The sequence below is a fragment of the Cohaesibacter celericrescens genome, assembly GCF_002866925.1.
GTDB lineage: Bacteria > Pseudomonadota > Alphaproteobacteria > Rhizobiales > Cohaesibacteraceae > Cohaesibacter > Cohaesibacter celericrescens.
The window spans coordinates 26048-50115 of the sequence record NZ_PKUQ01000001.1 but is presented as its reverse complement, the minus strand read 5'-3'; the positions used below and the strand labels follow the sequence as shown (position 1 = coordinate 50115).

The following is a 24068-nucleotide window of genomic DNA, read 5'->3' as shown; positions in this document are numbered from 1 at the left end:
CAATCGATCAGCAGGGGAGATATCAATGACTATTGCTACGATTCTGGATAAGAAGGGTCGCGACGTTTTTACCATGGAGCCGTCGAGCTCCCTTTCTGAGGTTGTGAAAACCTTGCGTGATAAAAAGATCGGTGTGGTCTTGCTGGCTGAAGGTGATCGTTTGTTGGGCATTCTGTCTGAACGCGATATTGTGCGTGCCTTGAGCGAAAATGGAGCTTCTGCCCTGTCGGAGATTGCAAGCAGCCATATGACATCCAGTGTTATGACCTGTGTCGAAGGGGACACGGTCGTGTCAGTGATGTCTCGTATGACGTCTGGCCGTTTTCGCCATATGCCTGTTATGGATGGGACGCGACTTGTTGGTTTGGTGTCGATTGGCGATGTGGTTAAGCTTCGTATAGAGGAAACCGAAAAGGAAGCCGCCGATATGCGTGCCTATATTGCCGCTGGTTAAGACATCGTCATTGTTGCTCAGTTTCAATCAATTGGCGGGACCCTGTCCCGCCTTCTTTTGTTTGGGGTCGTGAGTTATTCAGATTTGGAGGTCTCCAGATAAGTCGCTCAATTCTCGAATGACTTTTTGGGTTGCCACATAGCCTGCTTCAATTGCCTCATCCGCGCGATGAAAATCAAACATGCCAATGCTGTTCAGACGTGGATTGATGGTGATGTCTGGCGGGTCGCCTGCAAGCCGTGAGCGGGTGATGCGGTCTTGGATGATAGTATAGGCGTCAAACATGATCGACGATATGCCCGGCGTGTTGGGTTCGTTGCCAAAAATTAGGTTTTTGATGTTGCCAAATGTGCTAACGGACTGACCTGCTTGCTCATTCTCCGGATTTGGACGAATGCGGTCATCGTCGTCGTGAGCATGGGGGATGATCGCGCCGCGTCCAAAAGTATCTGAGCTGAGATTAACAGCAATCACTATGCGGGCTCCCATGGCCCGTGCCAATGATACCGGCACAGGATTAACCAGGGCTCCGTCGACCAGATAGCGGCCATTGACATTGACCGGATTGAAAATTCCGGGCAGGGCGTAGGATGCCTGCATTGCTGTCACCAAATGGCCCTTGCGCAACCAGATTTCATGGCCGGTCGACAGTTCTGTTCCCACCGCCATAAACGGCCGATCCAGATCTTCAATTTGAATATTATTGAGATAGCGCTTCAACAGTTTGGTCAGGCGTGTGCCGTTGATGAGGCTCTTGCCGGAAAAGCTTACGTCAAGCAAACCCAGCAATCGGCCACGGGTCAAACTGCGGGCAAACTCTTCCAGTTTATCCAGTTGTCCGGCGAGATAACAGCCTCCTACCACTGCGCCAATCGATGTTCCGGCGACAATGTCGGGGCGAATGCCAGCTTCTTCCAGTGCGTGCAAAACACCAATATGCGACCAGCCTTTGGCTGCGCCACCTCCCAGCACAAGGCCAATGGGTGAATGGTGGCCAATCTGCAGCGGCGTTTGCTGCTGGTCTGGTTCGTCCGTGCCTGCGTTACGGGCAAGCATGTCCAGCATGTTGGCGAGCATATCTCAATCCTCCTCTTGCTATAATGTAAGAGGTCGAGACTGAAAACCATTAAATTCGGCACACGTCGGGTTCAAATTGACTTGATGCCGCATTAAATCTTATGGGTGCCGTTGATTGCTCTGGAGTTGGAGATCGTTATTTATAGACTTCTGACGGATCGAACAGCGGTTTGTCTTCTTTGAAGCTGAGCACTGCTTTGCCATCGTCAAGCGAGGCTGCGCGATAAAAGCAGGATTTGTAGCCCTGATGGCAATTGGCAGCAGCTCCACGGGTGCGGACCTTAAGCCAGATGGCATCCTGATCGCAATCGGTGCGCAGTTCAATCACGTCCTGCACATTGCCGCTTGTTTCTCCTTTGAGCCACAGCGCCTGTCTGGAGCGGCTCCAATAATGGGCCTGTCCGCTTTCCAGTGTCAGTTGCAGGCTTTGGGCATTCATGTAGGCAAACATGACCACATCGCCGCTGTCAGCATCTGTCGTGATGCAGGCGATTAGACCATCACGGTCAAATTTGGGCAGGAATTTTACACCCAGTTCGATGCTGTTTTTATCTTGCCCGTCTTGGGCTTGGAACGGTGTGCACATGATGAGGCCTCTATGGAGGAATGTCTTGGTATGTGAATAGCGCCGATAAGGGCAAAAGAAAAGGGGCCATAGGCCCCTGTTTCAGTCCATCCGGTTGAGCTGTCAAAAACATCCGAATAATTGAGAATGGTGGTTAGCGTTCTCCGACCAACGTCATAAAGCGATTCTGCTTTTCTATGTCGTTTTCAAAAACACCCGTGAAGCTGCTGGTCACGGTGGAGACGCCTTTTTTCTGAACGCCGCGCATTGACATACACATATGTTCAGCTTCAATCAGCAAGGCAACGCCGCGTGGAGCAAGGGTTGTCTCAATCGCGTCCATGATTTGAGACGTAAGCGTTTCCTGAGTCTGCAGGCGGCGTGCAAATGTATCAATCACGCGGGCAAGTTTGGACAGCCCTACAACACCGTTTCTTGGATAATAGGCGATGTGCGCCTTGCCGAAAAACGGCACCATATGGTGTTCGCACGCTGAGTAAAATTCCACATCGCGCAACAGGACCATATCCTTGTAGCCGTTCACCTCTTCGAAGGTGCGGGCAAGTGGCGCGGAAGGATCCTCGCGGTAGCCGTGGTAAAGGTCTTCATAGGCCCTGACTACACGTTTGGGCGTATCAAGCAATCCTTCACGATCGGGGTTGTCGCCGATCCATTTGATAAGGGTTCTGACAGCGGCTTCTGCTTCATCCCGACTTGGGCGTTCACACAAGGCCCACTCGTCTTTGTTCTCAACCGCAGGGAAAGGATGCAGATTTTCGGGGGTTTTGTTGTTATTCAAGATGGTTCCTTGCCCCTCGTGGGAGAGCGTCGTGCTGGTCTTGGTATCGACTAACATATCCATTTGAGATCCGCTGACCTTTCTTTGATAGGCTTGATCGCAGCAGACCACCTCATCTGATCAATTCCTATCGATAGAATAGGATCGATTTGGGTTGCGCCATCATGCACGTTTTTGAACTTTTGTCAGCAGATAAATCATCGCACTTACCTGCGTTCTTCTCGCATAAAGAGATCGCTTCCATGTAAATGTTATCTGCTTTGAGACAATTATTCGGGACTTCCTTGTTTCTCATCCTATATAGGCGTTATAGGATGGCAAACCAGCTTTGGATTGCTGTTGATCGTGCTAATTGGGAAAAAATGTCATGTTGGACGCAATCTACAACAAAAAGATTTTAGAATTTGCGGGCAATATTCCGCGCCTTGAGCGTCTTGTTGATCCTCAGGCTTCAGCCAAAGCCCACAGTAAGTTGTGTGGCTCAACCATTGAGGTGGATCTGGTGATGGCGGATGGCAAGGTCACTGATTATGGCCATATGCTCAATGCTTGCGCGCTGGGGCAGGCGGCGTCCTCTGTGGTGGCACGTCTCATTATTGGTGCTGACGGGGATGAGTTGCGTCAGCTGCGCGATCAAATGCAGGCGATGTTAACCGGCGACGGGCCGCCGCCTGAGGGTAAATGGAGTGATTTGAAATATCTCGAACCTGTGCGGGACTATCCCGCCCGTCATGAATCCACCCTTTTGGTCTTCAAAGCTGTGGTTGATGCAGTCGAGCAAATCGAAGCGGCTGGCACTGGTGCCAATGGTTGAGATACTCTCTTGGCGGAGTGGAAAATGAAATATCTGGGCATCGGGCTGATCAAGTTATATCAGATTTTTCTGTCGCCATTTATGGGGCGTCAATGCCGTTACCAACCCACCTGCTCGCACTATACCGAAGGTTCAATTCGTCGTTATGGTTTTTGGATTGGCAGCTGGATAGGGATCGCGCGCATTTGTCGCTGTCATCCATGGGGCTATAGTGGCTTTGATCCTGTACCTGAACGGTTGCCTCAGGACGCTTGCTGGTATAAACCATGGCGTTATGGCCTGTGGGGTGGCGACCACATTGATCCAGCGACCCAGCTGGAGTCAGAAGATTGATGGTTTTACCATTCCCTGCGGGTTCTTTGACTGATCGCTTTTAAGACTAACATTGAGGGTATCCACCCTACAGCTTACCTGCGTTGTATGCAGGAGTTGAGCAGGAGACTATTATGGTCAATCTAACTTTCCCCGACGGATCTGTACGCGAATATGATGCTGGTACCACCGGTATGGATGTTGCTGCGGGCATTTCCAAATCTTTGGCTAAAAAATCTGTCGCCATGAAACTGAATGGCGAATTGATGGATCTATGCGATCCGATCAATTCAGATGCAGCCATCGAGATCGTTACCCGCACCGATGAAGCAGCCCTTGAGCTGATCCGCCACGATGCAGCCCATGTGATGGCCGAGGCCGTGCAGGAGTTGTTCCCCGGCACTCAGGTCACCATCGGGCCCGTCATCAAAGACGGTTTCTACTATGATTTTGCGCGCAACGAGCCGTTTACGCTAGAAGATCTCGAACAAATCGAAATGAAGATGTCCGAGATCATTGGCCGCAACAAACCTTTCACCAAAGAGGTTTGGAGCCGTGAAGTTGCCAAGAAGTATTTTTCCGACAGGGGCGAAGGCTACAAGGTCGAATTGGTCGATGCCATTCCTGAAGATCAGGATCTGAAGATCTATCGCCAAGGTGATTGGCTCGATATGTGCCGTGGGCCACACATGACTTCGACCGGTCAGATCGGGTCCGCTTTCAAATTGATGAAAGTGGCGGGCGCTTATTGGCGCGGCGATTCCAACAATGCAATGCTGAGCCGTATTTATGGTACGGCATGGGCGTCAGACAAAGATCTCAAACAACATTTGCATCGTCTGGAAGAAGCTGAAAAACGTGACCATCGCAAGCTGGGCCGTGAGATGGATTTATTCCATTTCCAAGAGGAAGCACCCGGATCTGTTTTCTGGCACGAAAAAGGCTGGACACTTTTCCAGACCTTGATTGCCTACATGCGTCGCCGTCAAAAAAGCTGGGGCTATAAAGAAGTCAACAGCCCCGACATGATGGAAAAATCGCTTTGGGAGCAATCTGGTCACTGGGAAAAATTCGGTGAGAATATGTTCACCACCCAAACTCCCGATGAGCGTGTTTTTTGCTGCAAACCAATGAACTGCCCCGGCCATGTTCAGATTTTCAAGAATGGTCTGAAATCCTATCGTGACCTGCCTTTGAAAATTGCTGAATTTGGTAAGGTGCATCGCTATGAGCCCTCCGGCGCTTTGCATGGCATGATGCGTGTGCGGCACTTTACGCAGGATGATGCGCATATCTTCTCGGCCGAAGATCAGATCACAGAAGTCTGTGTCGATATGAATGAAGAGATCATGTCGATCTATCATGATTTCGGCTTTGAAGACATCCGTGTGAAATTTTCTGACCGTCCCGAAAAACGCGTCGGGTCTGATGCTGTTTGGGATGCGGCAGAGGATGCCTTGAAAACGGCAGTGAATGCGGCTGGACAAGACTGGACACTGAATCCGGGTGAAGGGGCCTTCTATGGTCCAAAACTCGAATATGTGTTGCGCGATGCCATCGGTCGTGATTGGCAATGTGGTACGGTTCAGGTTGATCTCAACTTGCCGGGCCGTCTGGGTGCCTTCTATATCGACACCGCGGGCGACAAAGTCTCTCCTGTGATGATTCACCGTGCACTGTTCGGCTCGCTTGAGCGCTTCTGTGGCATTTTGATCGAGCATTATGCGGGTCACTTCCCACTATGGCTGGCGCCGTTGCAAGTGGTTGTGGCAACCATCACATCCGAGGCTGATGACTATGCTTACAAGGTAAGGGATAAGCTGACGGCTGCGGGTCTGAATGTTGAGTTGGATTTGCGCAACGAGAAGATCAATTACAAGGTGCGTGAACATTCTCTTGCCAAGGTGCCTGCTTTGTTGGTCTGTGGCCACAGAGAGGCTGAGGAAGAGTCTGTTTCGATCCGGCGTCTTGGCTCCAAACAGCAGACTTCGATGTCTCTGGATGATGCAATCGCGTCTCTGGTGGAAGAAGCCATTGCTCCTGATCTGCGACGTGATCGGGATGGTGTCGCTGCGGACGCTGCGGAGTAACTCACAGATTGATTCAAGTGAAATGGCAAAAGGCGACACTTTAAGTGTCGCCTTTTTTGTGAGTCCAATCAGACTCTTGGTTCGCTTGCTTGAGAGTATGATTCTGGTGGCCCAGATGCAGAGTTCATGTGCTACTGCACTTTGGCAAGGACTTCGATATCGCGATCAAGTCCTGAATCAACCGAGAAATCTCTGTTGTAGACTTCGTCATTCTGCTTGGCGATGGCTGTATAGTCACCTGCGGTCAAGGCAAGGGTGGGGAAGGCGCCAATAGCGCGTTTGACCACGTCTCCGCCAGGGGTCAAGACGGTCCAAACGGTGTTGGCCAGCGCTTCTCCTCCGGGTTCCGATACCAGGCGTAAGGTTACCTTTGCTGCACTGTGAATCATTGTCACATTGATCAGCTTGCCCGACAGTATTTCGATATCGCCACGCACCTTGGCGTTTGATGCGCCATAGCTGGAAACTACGTGGTAGGTTCCTTCGGTAAGCTTGACGACATGCTCGGGTTTTACATTCTGTACCAATAATTTTTGCGTGTCGCCATCAGTTGTGTCGCGGTTGTAAATGTCAAAGGTTAGGATGCTGGCATCAAGCGGGACGTCTCCTGTCGCGACAGCATTGAGGCGCACGGCACCGGCCTGAAGATTGAAACTCTCAGAGTAATTGCCCGCTTTTTCCAAAACGATGCGCTTGGTTAGATTGGCGTAACCATACCCTGCATAAACGACGTAGCTACCCGGGTCCAATTCCAAATCGATGGATCCGCCATCAACATTGTGGAGCAAGGGTAGGCGGCTGTTCTTGTCTCTTTTTTCTTCAAAAACGCGCCAGTTCACGCCGCGTTGCAAGACCTGCCCATCGCTTGACAACAGAGCTTCTAGCTTCAATTTGGCGATGCCGCCGGGTTGAATTTTGGGTGGTGCTGGCTCTTGTGTTTCGGCTTGTTCAACGGTGGGGGATTCCGTTGTGCGTGCCGGTTCGCCTTGAGACGATTGACCTGTTGTTGTATTTGGTGCGATCTGACCGGGGCCTGCTGGCTGTGTTGCCGCAGCCGGGTTGGTTCTTACGGGGTTGTTGCGCGGTATCGGGACGGTCTGGGGCAGTTTGAGATAAACGCGAGGAGCGGGCGCGCCCTGAGTGCTTTTTTGCAGGACGTCACCAAGGCTCATAGGTGTGTTTTCCGACTGCGCCAAAGCTGAGCCGGACGTCAGCATCGCGGCGATCATCAAAACAATCAGACAAACAATAGCGAAGGGCAGATGACTTGATTGTGTGAATGGATCTCGGCGTGTCACTGGTTGTTCCTTGTGTTTCTCATTGGCGACAGGCTGGTCTCGTCGTGCGACGGGTTGGCGCGCGTATGTGAGACTCATCTTCGCGGCTGTTTCTGTGTAGCATTTGCGTGTTGGTTAGCAAATCGAAAAACCATGGTCATTTCTGGGCAAGTGGTCAATTGATTGTCTGTTTTTCTCGTAGTTTGCTTTGAAGGCAAATTCGCCTATATGTACGATTGTAGCCACGTCCCGGAAAGGGACCCGTTTTCGGTGTCGCGGTTTCTGACTTTATTGTTGCTGGAGAGGCCAGTCTCTGGTTTTGAAACCTGAATTATTTGGAGCTCTTCATGTCCGACATCCTTGACTATTTACTGACCCGACGCAGCGTACAGGCCGCCTTTTTGCAGGCCCCTGGACCGAGCGAGGATCAGATAAAGCAGATGCTTACGGCCGCCGCCCGCGTGCCGGATCATAAAAAACTCGAGCCTTGGCGATTTATTCGGTTCGATCAAGAGGCGAGCAAGGCCTTCGGGAAAATATTGGCGGAGCGTGTTGGTGAATTGGGCGTCGATGTTTCCGAGGCCCGCTTGGAAGTCGAACGGCAGCGTCTGTTGCGCGCGCCTTTTGTGGTTGCCGTTGTGTCTAGCCCGAATAGAGCTGCGCCTGTGCCTGAATGGGAGCAGGTGATGTCAGTGGGGGCGGTGTGTATGAATTTGGTTCATGCTGCCCATGCCTGCGGGTTTGCTGCGCAATGGTTGACGGAATGGTATGCCTTTGATGTCGAAATTCTCAAACGACTTGGCTTGACAGATGGGGAGCGGGTCGCTGGATTTATCCATGTTGGTACGCCCTCCGTAGACCCAACAGATAGGCCGCGTCCGGACCTTTCTGATATTGTTTCCTATTGGGAGGTATGATGTTTTACGATACTCGCATCAACGATCATGGATTGCGCCATGATCCTTTTAAGGTTTTGATCGCGCCGCGGCCTATTGGCTGGATCAGTAGTAAAAGCGCATCGGGCGTGTCCAATCTAGCACCCTACAGCTTTTTCAATGCGGTCGCTGCTGACCCTGGATTGGTGATGTTTTCCAGTGATGGCCATAAGGACAGCGTGTCCAATATCGAAGCAACAGGCGTGTTTGCTTGCTCGCTTGTCAATTACGATCTTCGTGACGCTATGAACAAAAGTTCGATGCCTGTGGGGCCCGATGTCAACGAGTTTGAGCTTGCCGGTATAACCGAAGCGCCTTGCAAGTTGATCGACGCCTCCTATGTTGCGGAAAGCCCTGCGGCCTTGGAATGTCGTTTGCTAGAGATTATTCCGCTCAATAAGTATGAGGGCATCAACAGCAATAACGAGATGGTTCTGGCTGAAGTAATCGGTATTCACATTCAGGATTCGTTCGTCAATGATGGCATGCTTGATGCCGTGCAGCTGAACCAGCTCGGTCGGTTAGGCTATATGGACTATGCTGCGATCAATGAGGTGTTCACCCTCAACAGGCCTGAGAGCTGATATATTTTTGACCGAGTTTTTATAGTGAAGTTAAGAAACTGAATCATCATTCTTACATGGTGATTCAGTTTCTTTTTATTTTGATTCAAGTGGTTCGCTTCTTGATTCCGTAAGTCCGTATAACTGATTGAAATTTATTTATTTTTCCATCTGGTTAAAGTGATTTCTGCTCGTCTTAGATGTGGCCGATCTAGCATCTCTCCATCCAATCCAACCACACCCGCATCGCCCGCTTGCTTAAACGCTTCAACTATTTTGCGCGCGCGCTCTACTGTCTCTGGGTCTGGGGTGAAGACGTCATTGATCACCGGTATCTGTGCCGGATGGATGGCCATTTTTCCTGTGAAGCCGTCTCGACGGGCGTTGGTTGCTTCATGGCGCAAACCGTCCAGATCACGATAATTGGTATAGACGGCGTCCACCGGCTGTATCCCAGCTGCCGTTGCGCCAATCAAACACAAGTCTCGCACCAGCCGGTAGGGTGAGGTGAGATTGCCTTGCTCGTCCTTGTTGGACTCCGCGCCCAGATCCGCTGACAGGTCTTCGGCGCCCCACGTCATCGCAACCAAGCGGGGGCTGGTGTCGGCATAAGTGCCCAGATTGAAAATCGATGCGGCGGTTTCTGTTGCGACAATGATAATGTCTATTTGTCCTTGAGGCAGTCCAGAAACGGCTTCGCAGGCTTGAAGCTTGACGTCGAGCGCGGTGACATTGTGGCCCGAAATGCTTTTGGGCAACATGATGCCATCTGGTCCTGCCGGAATGACGGCGTGTAGGTCGTCGTCGGTCAGCTCTGTGTCCAGTGCATTGACCCGCACATAAAGACGTGGCCTGTCTTGGGTTGAAGCGTGTGCCCGCAGGAAGTTGGCGGTGGTCTCTCTGGCTGATTGTTTGTTTGATTGAGCAACCGAATCCTCCAGGTCAATCAAGACAACATCAGCTCCGGATGTGATCGCCTTGTCGAGCTTTTTGATACTGTCTCCTGGGACGAACAAATAGGAACGCATCTCTTTCTCTTTTCTTTCTTGATAATCGAGGTCGGCAATTGCTTCAGTCGTTATGTTGCAGATTTCTTTTTCATAAAGGCCTGACGGGTGCATTGGGCAACCAGTTTGTTATCCTGATTATAGGCCCGATGTTCAAACGATACGATACCAGCTGTGGGTCTCGATTTGGATTCACGCTTCTCCTTGATTTCAGTTTCGACATGGATGGTGTCGCCTTGGAACAAGGGGTGAGGAAACACAACATCGGTCATTCCCAGATTGGCAATCGTCGTCCCTACTGTGGTTTCATTGACCGAGATACCGATCATCAGGCCGAGTGTGAAGAGGCTGTTCATCAAGGGTTGCCCCCATTCGGTTTCGGTCTCGCAAAAATGACGATCAATGTGCAACGGCTGCGGGTTAAGCGTCATGTTGGAGAAGAGCATATTGTCCATCTCTGTGACGGTGCGACGGAGCTGATGGGGGATGATTGTACCCACCTCGAATTCTTCAAAATACAATCCAGTCATATGATCCTCCTTGCTGGTTTTTGCAGTTTACGTAAAAGGGTTAAGTGGCGCTACCCCCTCCTTTCGTTAAGGTTTCGTTAACCAAGAGCGGGCAATCTGGTTAACAAATACTAACCGATGTGAGTCTGTCGTGCCTGTGGGTGTGCGTTAATGGTCTCACAATCATCCTGTTAGATTGATCTGGAGAAGATCTTGGCCAGTTCTGTTTCGCTTCAATTGCCCCAGAGATTTCAGACTGCCTTTGAAGAGGCAAGTCGGACAACGGGCACTGACTTTGATTTTCTTTTGCACACCGCAAAAAGAGAAAGTGACTTTAATGCGAGCGTGAAGGCCCCTACGTCATCGGCAACTGGCTTGTTTCAATTCGTTGAACAAACATGGTTGGAAACGATGAAAGAAGCTGGGCCTGAGCTTGGGTATAGCAATGAAGCCTCTAAAATTACGCAGGTCGGTAATAAATATTATGTCCAAGATGCCCAAGATCGACAACAAATATTGGACATGCGCAAAGACCCCAAAACCTCGGCATTATTGGCGGGTGCCCTTGCGAGCAAAAATGAGACACTGTTGGAGCAGCGGCTGGACCGTTCTCCTTCGTCAGGTGAGTTGTATGCGGCGCATTTTCTTGGTGCGCAGGGAAGTGGCCGCCTTATAGAGTTGGCTGAGAACAAACCCGATCTTGACGCCTACAAGGTTTTTCCGCAGCAAGCGCAGGCTAACCGTTCGATTTTCTTTGAAAAATCCGGAGAGGCCAAGAGTGTTGAAGATGTTTATGACAATTTAGTTGGGACGGTTCCTGAGGAGAAGAAGTCCCTTTCCCGCTTCTTTAATCTTGGCGAGTGGTTCAAGCCAAAAGCGTCGATGCAGGAAAATCGCTTTTCCCGTATTGATGCTCAAGCATCTGTAACGGGATTACCTCAAGCGGCACCCGGTAAAGAAACCGCAACTTCGGTTGATGCTTTCTTTGCTGAGCCAGATAATGCCTCTCAAAAGATACAGGCCAGCCGTTTTGGACTTGGCTATACAGCGACAGACGCAGTGGACCGGACGGTTCGATCGTCTCGATTGGTCACGGGAGAAGATGGTCAGTCGGCAATCGCGGCTGCCCATGCTATTGCGCATAGCAGTCGGGTCTTTAACACGACTCTAGAAGCGCAGGCGACACAAGAGGCGCAGGATACGTCCATTACTTTGCCTCGGCGTAAGCCCGTGACGGCTGACGTCTATGTGGACAGTCTTCAAGGTGTTTTACCAAGATCAAAGCCCTCCGCTTCCCGCGACAGTCAAGAGCAGGTGGGCAATGCTGATGCTGCAACGCCGGCGCGTCGTTTTGGTGCATTGGACCTGACGGCGTTTCTCGATGGCGATGTCTTTGGGTCAACGAAAAAAGCCTGAAGGTTATCCTGCCTCTGAGGCTAAATCCACAACTTGGCTTCGGTTGGCTGTGCTCTTTCTTTGTGCCTATTGGTTCCATCTGGGATCCAATAGGCATTTTACATTTATGGTGAACCGATCGTTAAGAGTTGCTAGGTCAGAATGGGGCCGAGTGGGGCACTGTGGTGTCTTTCGTTTGTATTTGCGTTTCGGCCTTTGGCCAAGGACTTGTCGGCATGATCGTAACGAAGTTTCTCTCATGGATAGAGACCGCCCCTGTTGAGCGTCGTGCAGAAGCGACCAGTGCATTGGCGCGGGCTTACCTTCATTCCCCTCTTGGGGAGATGGAGCGAGATGCTGCCGAGACGGCGCTAACGGTCCTGCTTGATGATCCTTCTCCCATTGTACGTGAAGCGCTTGCTTATGCTCTTGCTGCTTCACCGCATGCGCCAAGACAGGTTATTCTGACGCTGGTTCAAGATGTTGAAGCTGTTGCTATTCCGGTAGTCGCCTCCTCACCCGTTTTGCTGGATTCGGAGTTGGTGGATCTGATCGCTGGAAACAGCATTGCCATTCAGACTGCTATCGCATCCCGCCCTTCGATCAGTGCGTCGCTTTCTGCGGCAATGAGTGAAGTGGCCGGCTCTGAAGCTTGCCGTCATATGCTGCAAAATCCTGGTGCACAAATAGCAATTTTTAGCCTGCGTCGCCTCGCTGAACGGTTTGGCAAAGAGCCTGAAATGCGCAATGCCATGCTTGCGTTGTCTGGCCTCCCTGTGGACATTCGACAAACATTGATTGTGCAGTTGGGGGATGCTCTAGAGCAGCTGGCATTGGTGCAATCCTTTGTGAGCAGCGATCGCAGGACTTCATTGGTCAAAGATGCTTGTGACAAGGCAACTGTGGATCTTGCTTTCTGTTGTGCTCACGGCGATGAATTGATTGCTCTGGTTGAGCATTTGCGTCTTTCAGGGCAATTGACGGCCGATATTCTGATCCGTGGGCTTTGCATGGGCAATGTTGAATTGTTTGTCACCGCAATGGTTAGTTTGACAAGCCTAAGTGATAAACGCGTGCGTGCCTGTGTTACGGACGCGAGCGAAGGCATGGTCAACGCCTTGTGCAGAAAAGCGGGCCTTTCCGAGCGGTTGGCTCCGGCTATTCTGTCTGCGTTGTTGTCTTATCAGGATTTATCGACCGATCTTCATCCATCGGCCTCAAGAGCTCGCTTTGCCCGATTGATGGTGGATCGGATTCTGAGCGATTACAATGGCGTCGCCGACGATGAAATGGATGATCTGCACGCGCTATTAAGGCGCTTTGCAACGCAAATCGCGCGGGATGAAGCGCGAGAGATGTGTTCAAAACTACAGTTACAGCAAATAGACGCAGCTTAAAGAGCGATGCCTTCTTGTTTTAGTGTCGACCGAGCGCCTTGAGGTTGTCAGGGGGAGACAGACCGCGCGGACTTTTCTTATTCTTGTTTCTCGCCGACTTTCTCGATGATTTCAGCCGAGATGCCGCTCAATTCTTTTGCAAGGGTTTTGCCAAGCACATTGTCTTCTTCGCGTGCACCTTCGTTGACAATGGCGGCGATCGCTTGCACGTGTTTTTGCAAAATATCCTTGGGCAAAGCGGCTCGATTTGGCACTTGCTCGATAAGATCGCAGAGCGTACCTGCAATCGCTCCCGCAATTGGATATTTCATAGTATGGGCCTGTCCTCTGATATCGTGGGCGACGAGGAAAAGTCGTTTGAGGGTTTCTTCGCTCAGACCTTGCTCACTCAGATTGTCCCAAGCCATTTGCAGCTTGCCGACTTCCTCTTTCATCCAGCCGTCAAAATTGACAGACAGCCGTTGCAATGCTTGTTCTGCCTTGGCAACAGGATCAAAGTCGCTACTGCCGGGCAACACTTTGACTTTTCTGCGCAAGTCGACTGTTGGCTTTACGATCTCATAGTCGGCCATGTGTTGATCCTCTGCTTGCTTCTCTTGATCTAGCCCTGTGAACTAAAATCACGAGATGCTTTCAGTTTGCCTTATTGCCAGACGGTTTTAATCGTCTGAAGAATCCGTTGCTCTTCTCTCGGCCCCTTTATACAACGGATTTGCAAACCGTCGGCGATCCGGGCCGTAAAATGCAGCTGCTTTTATAAAAGGGCGCTGGTTGATTACACTGGATGCCACTCGGGCATAGAGTGCTTTGGCGGAAATGGGCTTACAAAGAAATTCCGTTACACCCACATCGCGGGCTTCCAATACTCTTTTCTTTTCCGAATGGCCCGTCAACATAATGATTGGAACGGTCGGATTTATCGAAGTTTTCGCACTACGCATCGCACGCGTTAGTTCGATGCCGCTAAAAATAGGCATGAACCAATCGGTGATGACGATGTCGGGAGCCGTGGTCTGGAAAAGTTCCAAGCCTGCTGCGCCATCTTCTGCCTCTGCGACTTCCCTTGCTCCAAAACCATTGATCAAAGTTCGAATAACACGGCGCATATGTGTATTGTCTTCTATGATTAGGAAACGCAGTTGTGAGAGGTCGACGTTGATCACTTCATTTAGTCCCAAACAAGGCTTTCTCGCTTTGTGGTCTCATGCGAGATCAAAAGCATGCGATACAAAGGACTATGATAGATGAAGGTCAGTTAAGGAAGGCTTTCATATAAGTGATTACATAAAACGCGTTGTGATTTGAATAATTGTAGTTTTCGTCAATATCGAAATTGTTCAGTCAAAATGCGTTCCGCCCAACCGTGTTCGGGATCGAACATGATAATGCAAGAGTTTTCGGTATCCTCGCGGATTTCAACTTCCAAGACAGATCTTATTTCTGTGTGGTCCGCGACTGCACTGAGTGGGCGCTTGTTTGGTTCTTTGACAACCAGTTTAACCTTGGCTGAGTTGGCAAGCAATGCACCGCGCCAGTGGCGTGGTCGAAACGGGCTGATGGGCGTTAGAGCCAGCAGAGGCGAATCAATCGGTAGGATTGGGCCGTGAGCAGAGAGATTATAGGCGGTGCTGCCCGTGGGCGTTGCCACTAGAGCTCCGTCACAGATCAATTCTTCCATCCGTACCTTGTCGTCAATTTGAATCTCCAATTTGGCCGCTTGTGCGGTCTGTCTGAAGACGGATATCTCGTTGATCGCGAGGGCTTCATGTATTTTTCCGTCAGATGTGGTGGCGGACATATGCAGGGGCCGGATCTCGGATAATTCTGCGTTTTCCAGGCGTTCAATCAACCCATCTTCGCCATATTCATTCATGAGGAAGCCGATCGACCCGCAATTCATACCGTATATGGGGATCGTGCTGTTCATGTGGCGATGCAGGGTTTGCAACATGAGGCCATCGCCCCCCAGAGCGACGATCACGTCGGCCTCATCAGGAGGTACTGACCCAAAGCGATGAGCCAGTTTTTGCCGGACTAACACGGTCTCTTCCGTTGTGCTTGAAATGAAGGCGATATTCTCGAATGGCCGTGACATTTGTATTGTCCGTCTTATTTGGAACTCGCCACTTTTTGTGGCCCGGGTTGTGAAGTAGCACGGATAAGTGGATATTCCAATGAGGAGGGTCAAGTTAGGCTGGATGCAAAGGTTTCTGCTAAGGCGCGCTAACCCTTGTCAGACAGAACGATGTCCGGGGTTGCCGTTTATGCTATTTCGGCGATCTATGGGGTGTCATTTATTCTGGGGAGCTGTTGTTTGGGATTGCATTGGGCGGTACTCAAGATAAGTGCTACAGCGCTTAGGTGCTGTAATTATATATTCGGCCGATTAAACTGCTTTTTTTGATTCATTTCCCGAGGATGCCATGTCTGTTTCTTATGAATTATTGTCGAGCGAGACTGTTTTTGAAGGTAAGGGTACACTTGATATCGTCTCCGTTAAAACCAAGCATAACGATGGACGCGAACATGTGACGGAGGAGCCGATTTGGTCTGATGGGGATTCCATCGCTGTCTTGCCCGTCGACTATGATGCAGGCACGGTATTGCTTGTCCGGCAACTGCGGCCCGCAGTGTTCCTTCGGAACAAAAGCATCATTGTTGAAGCGTGCGCTGGTGGCATCGAGGCGGAAGATGCGTCAATCGAGAGCGCCTGTCATCGTGAGGCAATGGAGGAAATGGGCGTTATACTGTCGGAATTGACCTCTGTTTCCACTCTCTTTGTTTGTCCTGCCCGTTTGACGGAGAAGGCGCATTTGTTCTTGGCGCGCTATGTCGCGGGGCAATATCGACCGGATCTGCGACAGCAGGATGAAGACGAAGATATTGAAGTGGTTGAAGTTACCATTGCCGAATTGAAAGACTGGTACCAAAGAGGCGCTATCCAGTGCCCGCGCCTCATGATCCTTGCGCAATCCCTGTTGCTGCGGCTGTAGTATAGGGATAATACCTAGATAGAGGTCTGACGTGTCATGCTTTGCTCCTATGTTTAATGGGAGGATTCAACATGTCGAAGAAGATTTTGCTACTGACCGGTGACTTCGGTGAAGATTACGAGATCATGGTGCCGTTTCAGGCTCTGCTGGCCGTTGGTCATGATGTGATCGCCGTTTGCCCTGACAAAAAAGCTGGCGAGACTGTCGCCACAGCCATTCATGACTTTGAGGGCGACCAAACCTACAGCGAAAAGCCTGGCCATAACTTTGCGCTGAACGGCACATTCAATGACATCAAGGCCGAGGACTTTGATGCATTGGTGATTGCAGGTGGACGTGCACCTGAATATTTGCGTTTGAACGCAAGCGTCTTGGCATTGGTTCAGCATTTTTTTGCTACAAACAAGCCAGTCGCCTCCATTTGCCATGGTGCGCAATTGCTGGCAGGCGCACGGGTGCTTGAAGGGCGCACCTGCAGTGCTTATCCTGCGTGTAAACCCGAGGTGGAGCTGGCTGGTGGAATCTATGCTGACATCGCCATTGACGGGGCTGTGACGGATGGCAATTTGGTTTCTGCTCCTGCATGGCCCGCACATCCAGCTTGGATTGCACAATTTTTGGCTGTTCTGGGCACCAAGATAGAAACATGATGGGATGGGGGCATCCTGTTCCATAAGGGCGTATGAAGATGTGCTGGTCAGGCGGGCTAATCGTTTGGCTCAGGATGAATGGTCTCATTCATAATAAAAGAGGGGAGGAAGTCATGTGTCGTTTGTTTATCGGGTCAAGTGCATCCATGTGGGAGTGCGAGACCCGTTCTTTGCGCATTGACCGAATGGTGACATCCATTCGGCTGGAATCTTTTTTCTGGCACGTTTTGGAGGATGTTGCTCTGCGTGATGGATTGAGCGTCACTCAATTGATCACAACCCTTTATTATGAAGCCATTGAGGCCGAACATAATCTGGGCAACTTCACCAGTTTTTTGCGGGTTTGTTGTGGTCGATTTTTGAGTTTGCAATTGTCAGGTGATGTGCCGCAGGACAAGGGTGTTTCAATTAAGTCTCTGGATGCAGAACGTATTTTGGAAAAAGAACGCGGGGGCTGGGCACAACAACATTTGCAATTGGTGAAATAATGGTTGGTGCAGGGGCGGCATAACGACGATCCTGTGGTCAAGATGAGCAAAGCGCATGAGGGTATGCAAGATACTCTCATGCGCTTTTTTTGTTTGTCTGCATAATACGCTGTCCCCACACCGTTCTTGCTGGGGAGGGCGGCAGGTTGCTTGCGAACTGAAGATTAAAGCTGCATCGGCGCAATCCTTCTTGTTTCGCCTGTAAAATCTGTTAGCATAATATATTGTATCCAAAAAAATATCGGGAGAGTGCCGTGGCGGATAAAGTTTATGAGAATCTCATCGGGGGGCGCTGGGTCGGTGGCTCCGATTTTAACGAAAATCGCAACCCGTCCAATGTTGAAGACCTGATCGGGCTGTATGCGCGGGCCAGCACTGACGATGTGGGCCAAGCGGTTGTCGCAGCAAAAGAAGCCTTGAAAAGTTGGTCGATGATATCGCCGCAAGTGCGAGCGGATTTGCTTGAGCGGGTTGGTAATATCATTATGACCCGCAAGGAAGAGCTTGGGCTGTTGCTTGCCCGCGAAGAGGGGAAAACCATCGCTGAAGGTATCGGCGAAACCGTGCGCGCAGCGCAAGTGTTTAAATTCTTCTCTGGAGAAGCCTTGCGAAACGCCGGTGATGTTTTGGCCTCTGTGCGCCCAGATGTTGATGTTGATGTGACCCGCGAGCCTGTAGGGGTGGTCGGTTTGATCACGCCTTGGAATTTCCCCATTGCTATTCCTGCGTGGAAAATCGCTCCCGCGCTTTGTTATGGCAATACGGTTGTGTTCAAGCCAGCTGATTTGACCCCAGGGTGCGGCCATGCCCTGGCCGAGATCCTTGCCGAAGCGGGGTGTCCTGCCGGTGTGTTCAATCTTGTCATGGGCCGCGGCTCTGTGGTGGGCAACGCGATGTTGGCACATCCTGACATCAACGCGATTTCCTTCACTGGCTCGGTGCCTGTTGGCCGTGGCATTGCTGTGGAAGCGGCAAAGGGGCTTAAAAAGGTCCAGTTGGAAATGGGCGGTAAAAATCCCATGGTGGTCATGGATGACGCTGACCTGGATATTGCTGTCGGTGCTTGTCTCAATGGTGCGTTCTTCTCTACCGGTCAGCGCTGCACGGCGTCGTCGCGGTTGATCGTTCAGAGCGGCATTCATGATGCCTTTGTCGAGAAGCTTCAAGCCGCCATGTCTGGCCTTGTGGTTGGCGATGCCTGCGACCTTGCCACCCAGATCGGGCCCGTTGTTTCAGCCGCTCAAATGGCGAGCAATCTGGATTATGTGGCTCTGGCTGCGCATGAAGGGGCAGAGGTGTTCGGTGGCGAACAAGTCAATGGCAAAACGGAAGGCTTTTATCAACGTCCGGCATTGTTCGTGAATGCACATAATCAAATGCGTGTTTGCCGTGAAGAGATCTTCGGGCCATGCGCCAGTGTTATCAAGGTCTCGGATTTTGACGAAGCGTTGACGCTGTCCAATGATACCGAATTCGGCCTGTCTGCCGGCATTTGTACCGCTAGTCTCAAATATGCGCGGGAGTTCAAACGTCGTTCCGAGGTGGGCATGGTTATGGTCAATTTGCCAACGGCTGGTGTCGATTATCATGTACCATTCGGTGGTCGCAAAGGCTCGTCTTATGGATCGCGAGAACAGGGCCGTTATGCGGCAGAATTTTATACAACTGTGAAAACTGCTTATAGTTTTGCCGGTTGAAAGTGATATTAATTGATCCATACGCCTCCTTTTCATGCAAAGGAGGCGTATGGATTTTGCAATCACTGTCGGCCCATCGCTGTGGATTGCGTAACTAGGGAGACTTTGATGGCAAAGGCGATCGGTGATGTTTCAACTATTATTCAACGGCTGGCTGGTTTGCGCTCGTCGTTGGTGGAGCATGGGCTGGATGCCTATATTGTGCCGCGTTTCGATGCGCATCAGGGCGAATATTGCGCCCCTCATGATGAACGCCTTGCGTGGCTAACCGGATTTACGGGATCTGCCGGTCTGGCGTTGATTACACAGGACGAAGCGATTTTATTCGTCGATGGCCGCTATAGCGTACAGGTGCGCGAACAGACTCCGGCAGAGATATTTTCCTATGAGCATCTATTTGACGGGCCATTGGAATGTTGGCTGCAGGCCCATGCTCGGTCGGGATGGCGGGTTGGCTTTGATGCCATGCTGCTGCCGACCAGCTGGGTGAAGCGGTTTGAGGGAGGTGCTGAAGCGGCACAGGCCCAACTATGCCCGATTGAGGAAAATCTCATCGATGGTCTCTGGCGGGACCAGCCTCCCAAACCGGCATCGGAGATAACCCGCATGTCTGCACAATATGCCGGCGTGCCTTTTATCCAGAAGCGTCAGCAGATTGCGGAGACTTTAAAGGCCAAAGGCTGTGACTGGCTGGTGGAAACCCAACCCGACGGGCTAGCGTGGCTGTTTAATGTGCGGGCGACAGATGTGCCATTCAATCCTGTGCCGCATTCATTTGCAGTGATCAGCAAGGAAGGGCAGATCTTCTGGTTTGTCTCGTCAGAGAAGTTCCCTCATGGCAGCGATGGTTTTGGACTGGACGATGTTCATATTCTTCCGCCTGAGGATTTTCTGACTAAACTTGGGCAATTGGTCAAGCCGTCACAGCGGGTGTTGATTGACCCCGATTTTGCTCCCTATGCGGCGAACCAGATGGTTACCAATGCTGGTGGTGTCGTTTTGCTGGAGCGTGGGCCGATTGCGCTGGCAAAATCCATCAAAAACCGGATTGAGCTGGAAGGTATGGCTAATGCTTGCAAGGCGGATTCCGTTGCATGGATTAACACACTCTATTGGTTGGATACGGACGTGGAAAACCGAGATCGAGCAGGCGACCCCATTTCGGAAATGGACGTGGTTCAGCGCATTCTGTCTGAGCGAAAACAAATTGAAGGGTTTCGCGAGCTCAGCTTTGCGACCATTGCTGCATCTGACAGCAACGGGGCCATGTGTCACTATAGTGTGACAGAGGAAAGCAATGCTCCGCTCAAGCGCAGTTCAGTGTTTTTGCTGGATTCGGGGGGGCAGTATGAATGCGGTACGACGGACGCGACACGCACAGTCTGTTTTGCCCCTGTCTCGGATGAGGTACGCAAAGCCTATACCCTCGTGCTGAAAGGGCATATTCGGCTGGCGATGCTGACATTCCCAGATGGCACACAAGGCCATCACATCGATGCCATTGCCAGACAGCCTCTGTGGCAGCATGGCATGGATTATGACCACGGCACGGGGCATGGCGTTGGGCATGTGCTGTGTGTGCATGAGGGCCCGCAGCGTATTGCCAAGCCATTCAGCCCCTATGACCTGCAGCCGGGCATGATTGTGAGCAATGAGCCGGGATATTATGAAGCAAACCGCTTTGGGATTCGTATCGAAAATCTTGTTAAGATCAAGCGCTGTGACAATGGCTTTATGGGCTTTGAAGATCTGACGTTGGTTCCCATTCAGCGCAGTATGATTGATGTGTCTTTGCTTGACGCTTTGGAGCGTCAATGGTTCGATGATTATCATGCTCGGGTCTGGGCAGAAATGTCTCCCTATTTTGACGGTGAGCGGCTCATGTGGCTCGAGAAGAACACTCTTGCGTTGGCCCCGAGTTGAGCCGGTGCTTTTGTAGATATTTGCGCCGAAATCGAAAGATACCTAAATATTTTTCGTAAACGAAACAAAGTTGAACAATTTATCCTAAATTGGGTGCATTATTTTGAATAAGAGATTGCTTTTCATTCAGGATTGTATTCGACTTTGACGGTGCTAATTTGCGGTGTCGGGGGAGTGTATGCTCGACGCCCCAAAAGGTGAGATGGTTAGAATCTATCAGTCAAAGAGACATGATGGCGGCGATCTTATTTGCAACAAGACAACGATAATGATTTGAGAGGGATTTAAACAATGAAGTTGCTTTCCAAAACACTGGCTGCAACCGCTTTGGCTGTTGTGCTTTCAGCCACCGCGCAGGCCAAGACTTTGGTATACTGCTCAGAGGGTAGCCCAGAAGGTTTCACTCCAGCGCTTTACACCTCTGGTACAACTTTCGATGCGTCTTCCAAAAACATCTTTAACCGACTTGTTGAGTTTGAGCGCGGTGGAACCAATATTATTCCTGCTCTGGCTGAAAGCTATGACGTTTCTGAAGATGGCTTGGAATACACCTTCCATTTGCGTAAGGGCGTTAAATTCCACACCACCAAAGACTTCACGCCTAGCCGTGATTTCAATGCGGATGATGTGATTTTCTCTTTCATGCGCCAAAAAGATGCCGAGCATCCTTACAATAAGGTTTCTGGCGGCACTTACGAATATTTCGGTGGTATGTCCATGGACAGCCTGATCACCGAAATCGTCAAAGTTGACGACTACACCGTAAAATTCGTGCTCAGCAAAGTGGAAGCTCCTTTCATTGCCAACATGGCTATGGATTTTGCATCTGTTCATTCTGCTGAATATGCGGACCAGATCGCCAAAACCGGCAATTTGGAAATGTTCGACCAGAACCCAGTGGGTACCGGTCCTTTCCAGTTGGTTGCCTATCAAAAAGATGCTGTTATCCGCTATAAAGCCAATCCTGACTATTGGGCTGGTAAAGCGCCCATCGACGACTTGATCTTCTCGATCACCCCTGACGCTTCTGTTCGTTATCAGAAGATGAAAGCCGGTGAATGTCATGTCATGCCTTATCCTAACCCTGCTGATATCACAGCGATGGAAGGCGACGAGTCGATCAGCTTGATGCATCAGGAAGGTCTGAACGTTGGATATCTGGCTTACAACAACCAGAAAGAAAAGTTCCAGGACGTTCGTGTGCGCAAAGCGCTGAACATGGCTATCAACAAACAAGCCATTCTTGATGCTGTGTTCCAGGGTGCTGGTGCGGCTGCCAAGAACCCGATTCCACCCACCATGTGGTCATACAACGATAAAGTTGTTGACGATCCATATGATCCAGAAGCTGCGAAGAAACTGCTTTCGGAAGCTGGCAAAGAAGGCATGAAAACCAACATCTGGGCGATGCCTGTTCAGCGTCCTTATAACCCGAATGCTCGCAGAATGGCTGAGTTGATCCAGGCTGACTGGAAAGCAATTGGGGTTGATGCTGAGATTGTGTCCTTCGAATGGGGTGAATATCTCAAGCGTTCATCCGCTGGTGAACATGACACAGTGCTGTTGGGTTGGACCGGTGATAATGGTGATCCAGACAACTTTATGTATGTTCTGCTCGGCTGTGATGCGGTTGAGTCCGGTGCAAACCGTGCAAAATGGTGCAACAAAGAGTTTGATGAGCTTCTGCTGAAAGCCAAAGCGACCTCCAACATGGAAGAGCGCACCAAAGCTTATGAAGAAGCACAGGTTGTCTTCAAACGTGAAGCCCCATGGGCAACCATCGCTCACTCTGTTGTGTTTGAACCAGTGAGCACCAAAGTTGTTGATTATAGAATCGACCCATTCGGTGGTCACATCTTCTACGGTGTCGACATCAAATAAGCATTCTTGCTATTGGGTGAGGCGGGATTTTCCCGCCTCAGTCTTTTTTTGCCCCAGCCTATGGATTGTGGTCATCACATCCGCTAAAAAGCCCATTATAACTTGCCGCTCTAGAAACTATGACCGACTGGATTGGTCTTGCAATAACAAAGTGAGAGGCATTGGCTGCTGAACTGACAGGAAAGAGTAATTGGCTCTTCCTCAAACGGACTGGCAACATCTATGTTAGGTTTTCTCCTGCGCCGTGTCGGGATGCTCATCCCGACCTTTATTGGCGTGACTATCGTTGCATTCTTCTTTATACGGCTGTTGCCGGGTGACCCGATCCTGTTGCTTGCCGGCGAGCGCGGTATTACACCGGAACGCTATGCGGAGCTGCAAAAATCCTTTGGTTTTGACCAACCGGCGATCATGCAGTATTTCGACTATGTCGTAGGCCTGTTTCAAGGTGATTTTGGCATGTCGATGGTGACCCGTCGGCCGGTTTGGGATGAGTTTTTTGCTCTGTTCCCAGCGACCCTCGAGTTGTCGTTCGTCGCCATTATTATCGCTGTGTCTTTTGGTATTCCAGCTGGCGTGATTGCTGCAGTGAAGCGTGGTTCGGCGTTTGACCATACTGTGATGACCACAGCTTTGATTGGTTACTCAATGCCGATTTTCTGGTGGGCGTTGTTGGCGATTATTGTCTTTTCTGGCTGGTTGGAATGGACCCCGGTTTCAGGTCGCATTTCGGTGATGTTCTACTTTGAGCCGGTCACCGGTTTTATGCTGATTGACTCGTGGTTGTCGGGCCAAGAAGGCGCCTTTCGCTCGGCTGCCTCGCATTTGGTTCTGCCGTCCTTTGTATTGGCAACGATCCCGTTGGCTGTTATTGCCCGTCAGACACGCTCTGCAATGCTGGAAGTGTTGGGCGAGGATTATGTGCGCACCGCGCGTGCCAAGGGCTTGAGTAAATTCCGCGTGGTTGGACTGCATGCTTTGCGCAACGCGCTGATACCCGTGATTACGACCATTGGCCTTCAAGTTGGCGTGTTGTTGGCCGGTGCCATTCTGACCGAGACGATCTTTTCTTGGCCGGGTATTGGTAAATGGATGGTCGATAGCATTTCGAGGCGAGATTATCAGGTCGTTCAAGGTGGCTTGTTGATGATTGCCGTGCTGGTCATGACGGTCAATCTTCTTGTTGACCTGCTTTATGGCTTGATCAATCCACGCATTCGTCATCACTAGGTGTGAGAAAAT

24 protein-coding genes are annotated in these 24068 nt (G+C 50.7%); 15 read left to right on the top strand and 9 right to left on the bottom strand.

What is annotated here, in order from left to right:
• The first annotated feature begins 25 nt into the window (after positions 1-25).
• Complete coding sequence (locus tag C0081_RS00245) at positions 26-454, top strand: CBS domain-containing protein (RefSeq protein ID WP_101531801.1); 429 nt, start codon at positions 26-28, stop codon at positions 452-454.
• Between the two features lie 78 nt (positions 455-532).
• On the opposite strand, the gene C0081_RS00240 is transcribed toward C0081_RS00245, so the two are convergent.
• The 3 genes from C0081_RS00240 to folE all read right to left on the bottom strand — a co-directional run bounded on the left by C0081_RS00240 (position 533) and on the right by folE (position 2958).
• Positions 533-1531, bottom strand: a complete 999-nt coding sequence (locus tag C0081_RS00240; RefSeq protein ID WP_245417816.1) for a patatin-like phospholipase family protein — start codon at positions 1529-1531, stop codon at positions 533-535.
• 136 nt (positions 1532-1667) lie between these two features.
• Positions 1668-2117 carry a phosphoribosyl-AMP cyclohydrolase gene (hisI, locus tag C0081_RS00235; protein ID WP_101531800.1) on the bottom strand — a complete coding sequence of 150 codons (450 nt, stop codon included), beginning with the start codon at positions 2115-2117 and terminating at the stop codon, positions 1668-1670.
• A gap of 133 nt (positions 2118-2250) precedes the next feature.
• On the bottom strand, positions 2251-2958 hold the full coding sequence (gene folE, locus C0081_RS00230; RefSeq protein ID WP_210200349.1) for a GTP cyclohydrolase I FolE: 708 nt from the start codon (positions 2956-2958) through the stop codon (positions 2251-2253).
• Positions 2959-3262: 304 nt separating this feature from the next.
• Here folE and C0081_RS00225 point away from each other — a divergent pair, with 304 nt between their 5' ends.
• From C0081_RS00225 to thrS, 3 genes are all read left to right on the top strand, one after another.
• Positions 3263-3709, top strand: coding sequence for an iron-sulfur cluster assembly scaffold protein (locus tag C0081_RS00225; protein WP_101531799.1), 447 nt, complete (start codon positions 3263-3265; stop codon positions 3707-3709).
• A gap of 24 nt (positions 3710-3733) precedes the next feature.
• Entirely contained in the window at positions 3734-4042 is a 309-nt protein-coding gene (yidD, locus tag C0081_RS00220; RefSeq protein WP_101531798.1) for a membrane protein insertion efficiency factor YidD, read from the top strand.
• Positions 4043-4155: 113 nt separating this feature from the next.
• A complete protein-coding gene (gene thrS / locus C0081_RS00215) occupies positions 4156-6111 on the top strand; it encodes a threonine--tRNA ligase (protein WP_101531797.1) in 1956 nt (651 codons plus the stop codon).
• Between the two features lie 131 nt (positions 6112-6242).
• Here thrS and C0081_RS00210 read toward each other — a convergent pair whose 3' ends face one another.
• Positions 6243-7487 (bottom strand): hypothetical protein, encoded by a 1245-nt coding sequence (locus C0081_RS00210; protein WP_146006374.1) that lies wholly within the window; start codon positions 7485-7487, stop codon positions 6243-6245.
• Between the two features lie 248 nt (positions 7488-7735).
• Here C0081_RS00210 and C0081_RS00205 point away from each other — a divergent pair, with 248 nt between their 5' ends.
• Positions 7736-8305, top strand: a complete 570-nt coding sequence (locus C0081_RS00205) for a nitroreductase family protein (protein WP_101531795.1) — start codon at positions 7736-7738, stop codon at positions 8303-8305.
• A complete protein-coding gene (locus C0081_RS00200) occupies positions 8305-8907 on the top strand; it encodes a flavin reductase family protein (RefSeq protein ID WP_101531794.1) in 603 nt (200 codons plus the stop codon). Before C0081_RS00205 ends, C0081_RS00200 begins: the two co-directional genes overlap by 1 nt.
• A 134-nt stretch (positions 8908-9041) precedes the next feature.
• Here the strand turns inward: C0081_RS00200 and C0081_RS00195 are convergent, their stop codons facing one another.
• On the bottom strand, positions 9042-9914 hold the full coding sequence (locus tag C0081_RS00195) for an HpcH/HpaI aldolase/citrate lyase family protein (RefSeq protein WP_101531793.1): 873 nt from the start codon (positions 9912-9914) through the stop codon (positions 9042-9044).
• A gap of 50 nt (positions 9915-9964) precedes the next feature.
• On the bottom strand, positions 9965-10423 hold the full coding sequence (locus tag C0081_RS00190) for a MaoC family dehydratase (RefSeq protein WP_101531792.1): 459 nt from the start codon (positions 10421-10423) through the stop codon (positions 9965-9967).
• Between the two features lie 192 nt (positions 10424-10615).
• Between C0081_RS00190 and C0081_RS00185 the strand changes: the two genes are divergently transcribed.
• Positions 10616-11818 (top strand): hypothetical protein, encoded by a 1203-nt coding sequence (locus C0081_RS00185; RefSeq protein ID WP_101531791.1) that lies wholly within the window; start codon positions 10616-10618, stop codon positions 11816-11818.
• A 215-nt stretch (positions 11819-12033) separates the two neighbouring features.
• Positions 12034-13194: a DUF2336 domain-containing protein gene (locus tag C0081_RS00180; RefSeq protein ID WP_101531790.1), complete on the top strand. Its 1161-nt coding sequence runs from the start codon at positions 12034-12036 to the stop codon at positions 13192-13194.
• A 77-nt stretch (positions 13195-13271) separates the two neighbouring features.
• On the opposite strand, the gene C0081_RS00175 is transcribed toward C0081_RS00180, so the two are convergent.
• From C0081_RS00175 to C0081_RS00165, 3 genes are all read right to left on the bottom strand, one after another.
• The gene (locus tag C0081_RS00175) at positions 13272-13766 is read right to left on the bottom strand and encodes an Hpt domain-containing protein (RefSeq protein WP_101531789.1); all 495 of its coding nucleotides are present in this window, start codon (positions 13764-13766) and stop codon (positions 13272-13274) included.
• Positions 13767-13853: 87 nt separating this feature from the next.
• Positions 13854-14357, bottom strand: a complete 504-nt coding sequence (locus tag C0081_RS00170) for a response regulator transcription factor (protein WP_101532316.1) — start codon at positions 14355-14357, stop codon at positions 13854-13856.
• Between the two features lie 158 nt (positions 14358-14515).
• Positions 14516-15289 carry an NAD kinase gene (locus tag C0081_RS00165; protein WP_101531788.1) on the bottom strand — a complete coding sequence of 258 codons (774 nt, stop codon included), beginning with the start codon at positions 15287-15289 and terminating at the stop codon, positions 14516-14518.
• Between the two features lie 328 nt (positions 15290-15617).
• On the opposite strand from C0081_RS00165, the gene C0081_RS00160 reads away from it, so the two are divergent.
• The 7 genes from C0081_RS00160 to C0081_RS00130 all read left to right on the top strand — a co-directional run bounded on the left by C0081_RS00160 (position 15618) and on the right by C0081_RS00130 (position 24056).
• Complete coding sequence (locus tag C0081_RS00160) at positions 15618-16187, top strand: NUDIX domain-containing protein (RefSeq protein WP_101531787.1); 570 nt, start codon at positions 15618-15620, stop codon at positions 16185-16187.
• Between the two features lie 71 nt (positions 16188-16258).
• Positions 16259-16837: a DJ-1/PfpI family protein gene (locus tag C0081_RS00155; RefSeq protein WP_101531786.1), complete on the top strand. Its 579-nt coding sequence runs from the start codon at positions 16259-16261 to the stop codon at positions 16835-16837.
• A gap of 113 nt (positions 16838-16950) precedes the next feature.
• Positions 16951-17325, top strand: a complete 375-nt coding sequence (locus C0081_RS00150; protein WP_101531785.1) for a ribbon-helix-helix domain-containing protein — start codon at positions 16951-16953, stop codon at positions 17323-17325.
• A 254-nt stretch (positions 17326-17579) separates the two neighbouring features.
• A complete protein-coding gene (locus C0081_RS00145; RefSeq protein WP_101531784.1) occupies positions 17580-19022 on the top strand; it encodes an aldehyde dehydrogenase family protein in 1443 nt (480 codons plus the stop codon).
• Positions 19023-19130: 108 nt separating this feature from the next.
• A complete protein-coding gene (locus C0081_RS00140; protein ID WP_101531783.1) occupies positions 19131-20945 on the top strand; it encodes an aminopeptidase P family protein in 1815 nt (604 codons plus the stop codon).
• Between the two features lie 291 nt (positions 20946-21236).
• A complete protein-coding gene (locus C0081_RS00135) occupies positions 21237-22826 on the top strand; it encodes an ABC transporter substrate-binding protein (protein WP_101531782.1) in 1590 nt (529 codons plus the stop codon).
• Between the two features lie 222 nt (positions 22827-23048).
• Positions 23049-24056 (top strand): ABC transporter permease subunit, encoded by a 1008-nt coding sequence (locus C0081_RS00130; RefSeq protein WP_101531781.1) that lies wholly within the window; start codon positions 23049-23051, stop codon positions 24054-24056.
• Positions 24057-24068 lie beyond the last annotated feature (12 nt).

What these genes read in the sequence shown, in the direction of transcription:
- C0081_RS00245 (WP_101531801.1), top strand. Translation starts at nt 26, where the DNA reads ATGACTATTGCTACGATTCTGGATAAGAAGGGTCGCGACGTTTTTACC.
- C0081_RS00240 (WP_245417816.1), bottom strand. Translation starts at nt 1,531, where the DNA reads ATGCTCGCCAACATGCTGGACATGCTTGCCCGTAACGCAGGCACGGAC.
- hisI (WP_101531800.1), bottom strand. Translation starts at nt 2,117, where the DNA reads ATGTGCACACCGTTCCAAGCCCAAGACGGGCAAGATAAAAACAGCATC.
- folE (WP_210200349.1), bottom strand. Translation starts at nt 2,958, where the DNA reads ATGGATATGTTAGTCGATACCAAGACCAGCACGACGCTCTCCCACGAG.
- C0081_RS00225 (WP_101531799.1), top strand. Translation starts at nt 3,263, where the DNA reads ATGTTGGACGCAATCTACAACAAAAAGATTTTAGAATTTGCGGGCAAT.
- yidD (WP_101531798.1), top strand. Translation starts at nt 3,734, where the DNA reads ATGAAATATCTGGGCATCGGGCTGATCAAGTTATATCAGATTTTTCTG.
- thrS (WP_101531797.1), top strand. Translation starts at nt 4,156, where the DNA reads ATGGTCAATCTAACTTTCCCCGACGGATCTGTACGCGAATATGATGCT.
- C0081_RS00210 (WP_146006374.1), bottom strand. Translation starts at nt 7,487, where the DNA reads ATGAGTCTCACATACGCGCGCCAACCCGTCGCACGACGAGACCAGCCT.
- C0081_RS00205 (WP_101531795.1), top strand. Translation starts at nt 7,736, where the DNA reads ATGTCCGACATCCTTGACTATTTACTGACCCGACGCAGCGTACAGGCC.
- C0081_RS00200 (WP_101531794.1), top strand. Translation starts at nt 8,305, where the DNA reads ATGTTTTACGATACTCGCATCAACGATCATGGATTGCGCCATGATCCT.
- C0081_RS00195 (WP_101531793.1), bottom strand. Translation starts at nt 9,914, where the DNA reads ATGCGTTCCTATTTGTTCGTCCCAGGAGACAGTATCAAAAAGCTCGAC.
- C0081_RS00190 (WP_101531792.1), bottom strand. Translation starts at nt 10,423, where the DNA reads ATGACTGGATTGTATTTTGAAGAATTCGAGGTGGGTACAATCATCCCC.
- C0081_RS00180 (WP_101531790.1), top strand. Translation starts at nt 12,034, where the DNA reads ATGATCGTAACGAAGTTTCTCTCATGGATAGAGACCGCCCCTGTTGAG.
- C0081_RS00175 (WP_101531789.1), bottom strand. Translation starts at nt 13,766, where the DNA reads ATGGCCGACTATGAGATCGTAAAGCCAACAGTCGACTTGCGCAGAAAA.
- C0081_RS00165 (WP_101531788.1), bottom strand. Translation starts at nt 15,289, where the DNA reads ATGTCACGGCCATTCGAGAATATCGCCTTCATTTCAAGCACAACGGAA.
- C0081_RS00160 (WP_101531787.1), top strand. Translation starts at nt 15,618, where the DNA reads ATGTCTGTTTCTTATGAATTATTGTCGAGCGAGACTGTTTTTGAAGGT.
- C0081_RS00155 (WP_101531786.1), top strand. Translation starts at nt 16,259, where the DNA reads ATGTCGAAGAAGATTTTGCTACTGACCGGTGACTTCGGTGAAGATTAC.
- C0081_RS00150 (WP_101531785.1), top strand. Translation starts at nt 16,951, where the DNA reads ATGTGTCGTTTGTTTATCGGGTCAAGTGCATCCATGTGGGAGTGCGAG.
- C0081_RS00140 (WP_101531783.1), top strand. Translation starts at nt 19,131, where the DNA reads ATGGCAAAGGCGATCGGTGATGTTTCAACTATTATTCAACGGCTGGCT.
- C0081_RS00135 (WP_101531782.1), top strand. Translation starts at nt 21,237, where the DNA reads ATGAAGTTGCTTTCCAAAACACTGGCTGCAACCGCTTTGGCTGTTGTG.
- C0081_RS00130 (WP_101531781.1), top strand. Translation starts at nt 23,049, where the DNA reads ATGTTAGGTTTTCTCCTGCGCCGTGTCGGGATGCTCATCCCGACCTTT.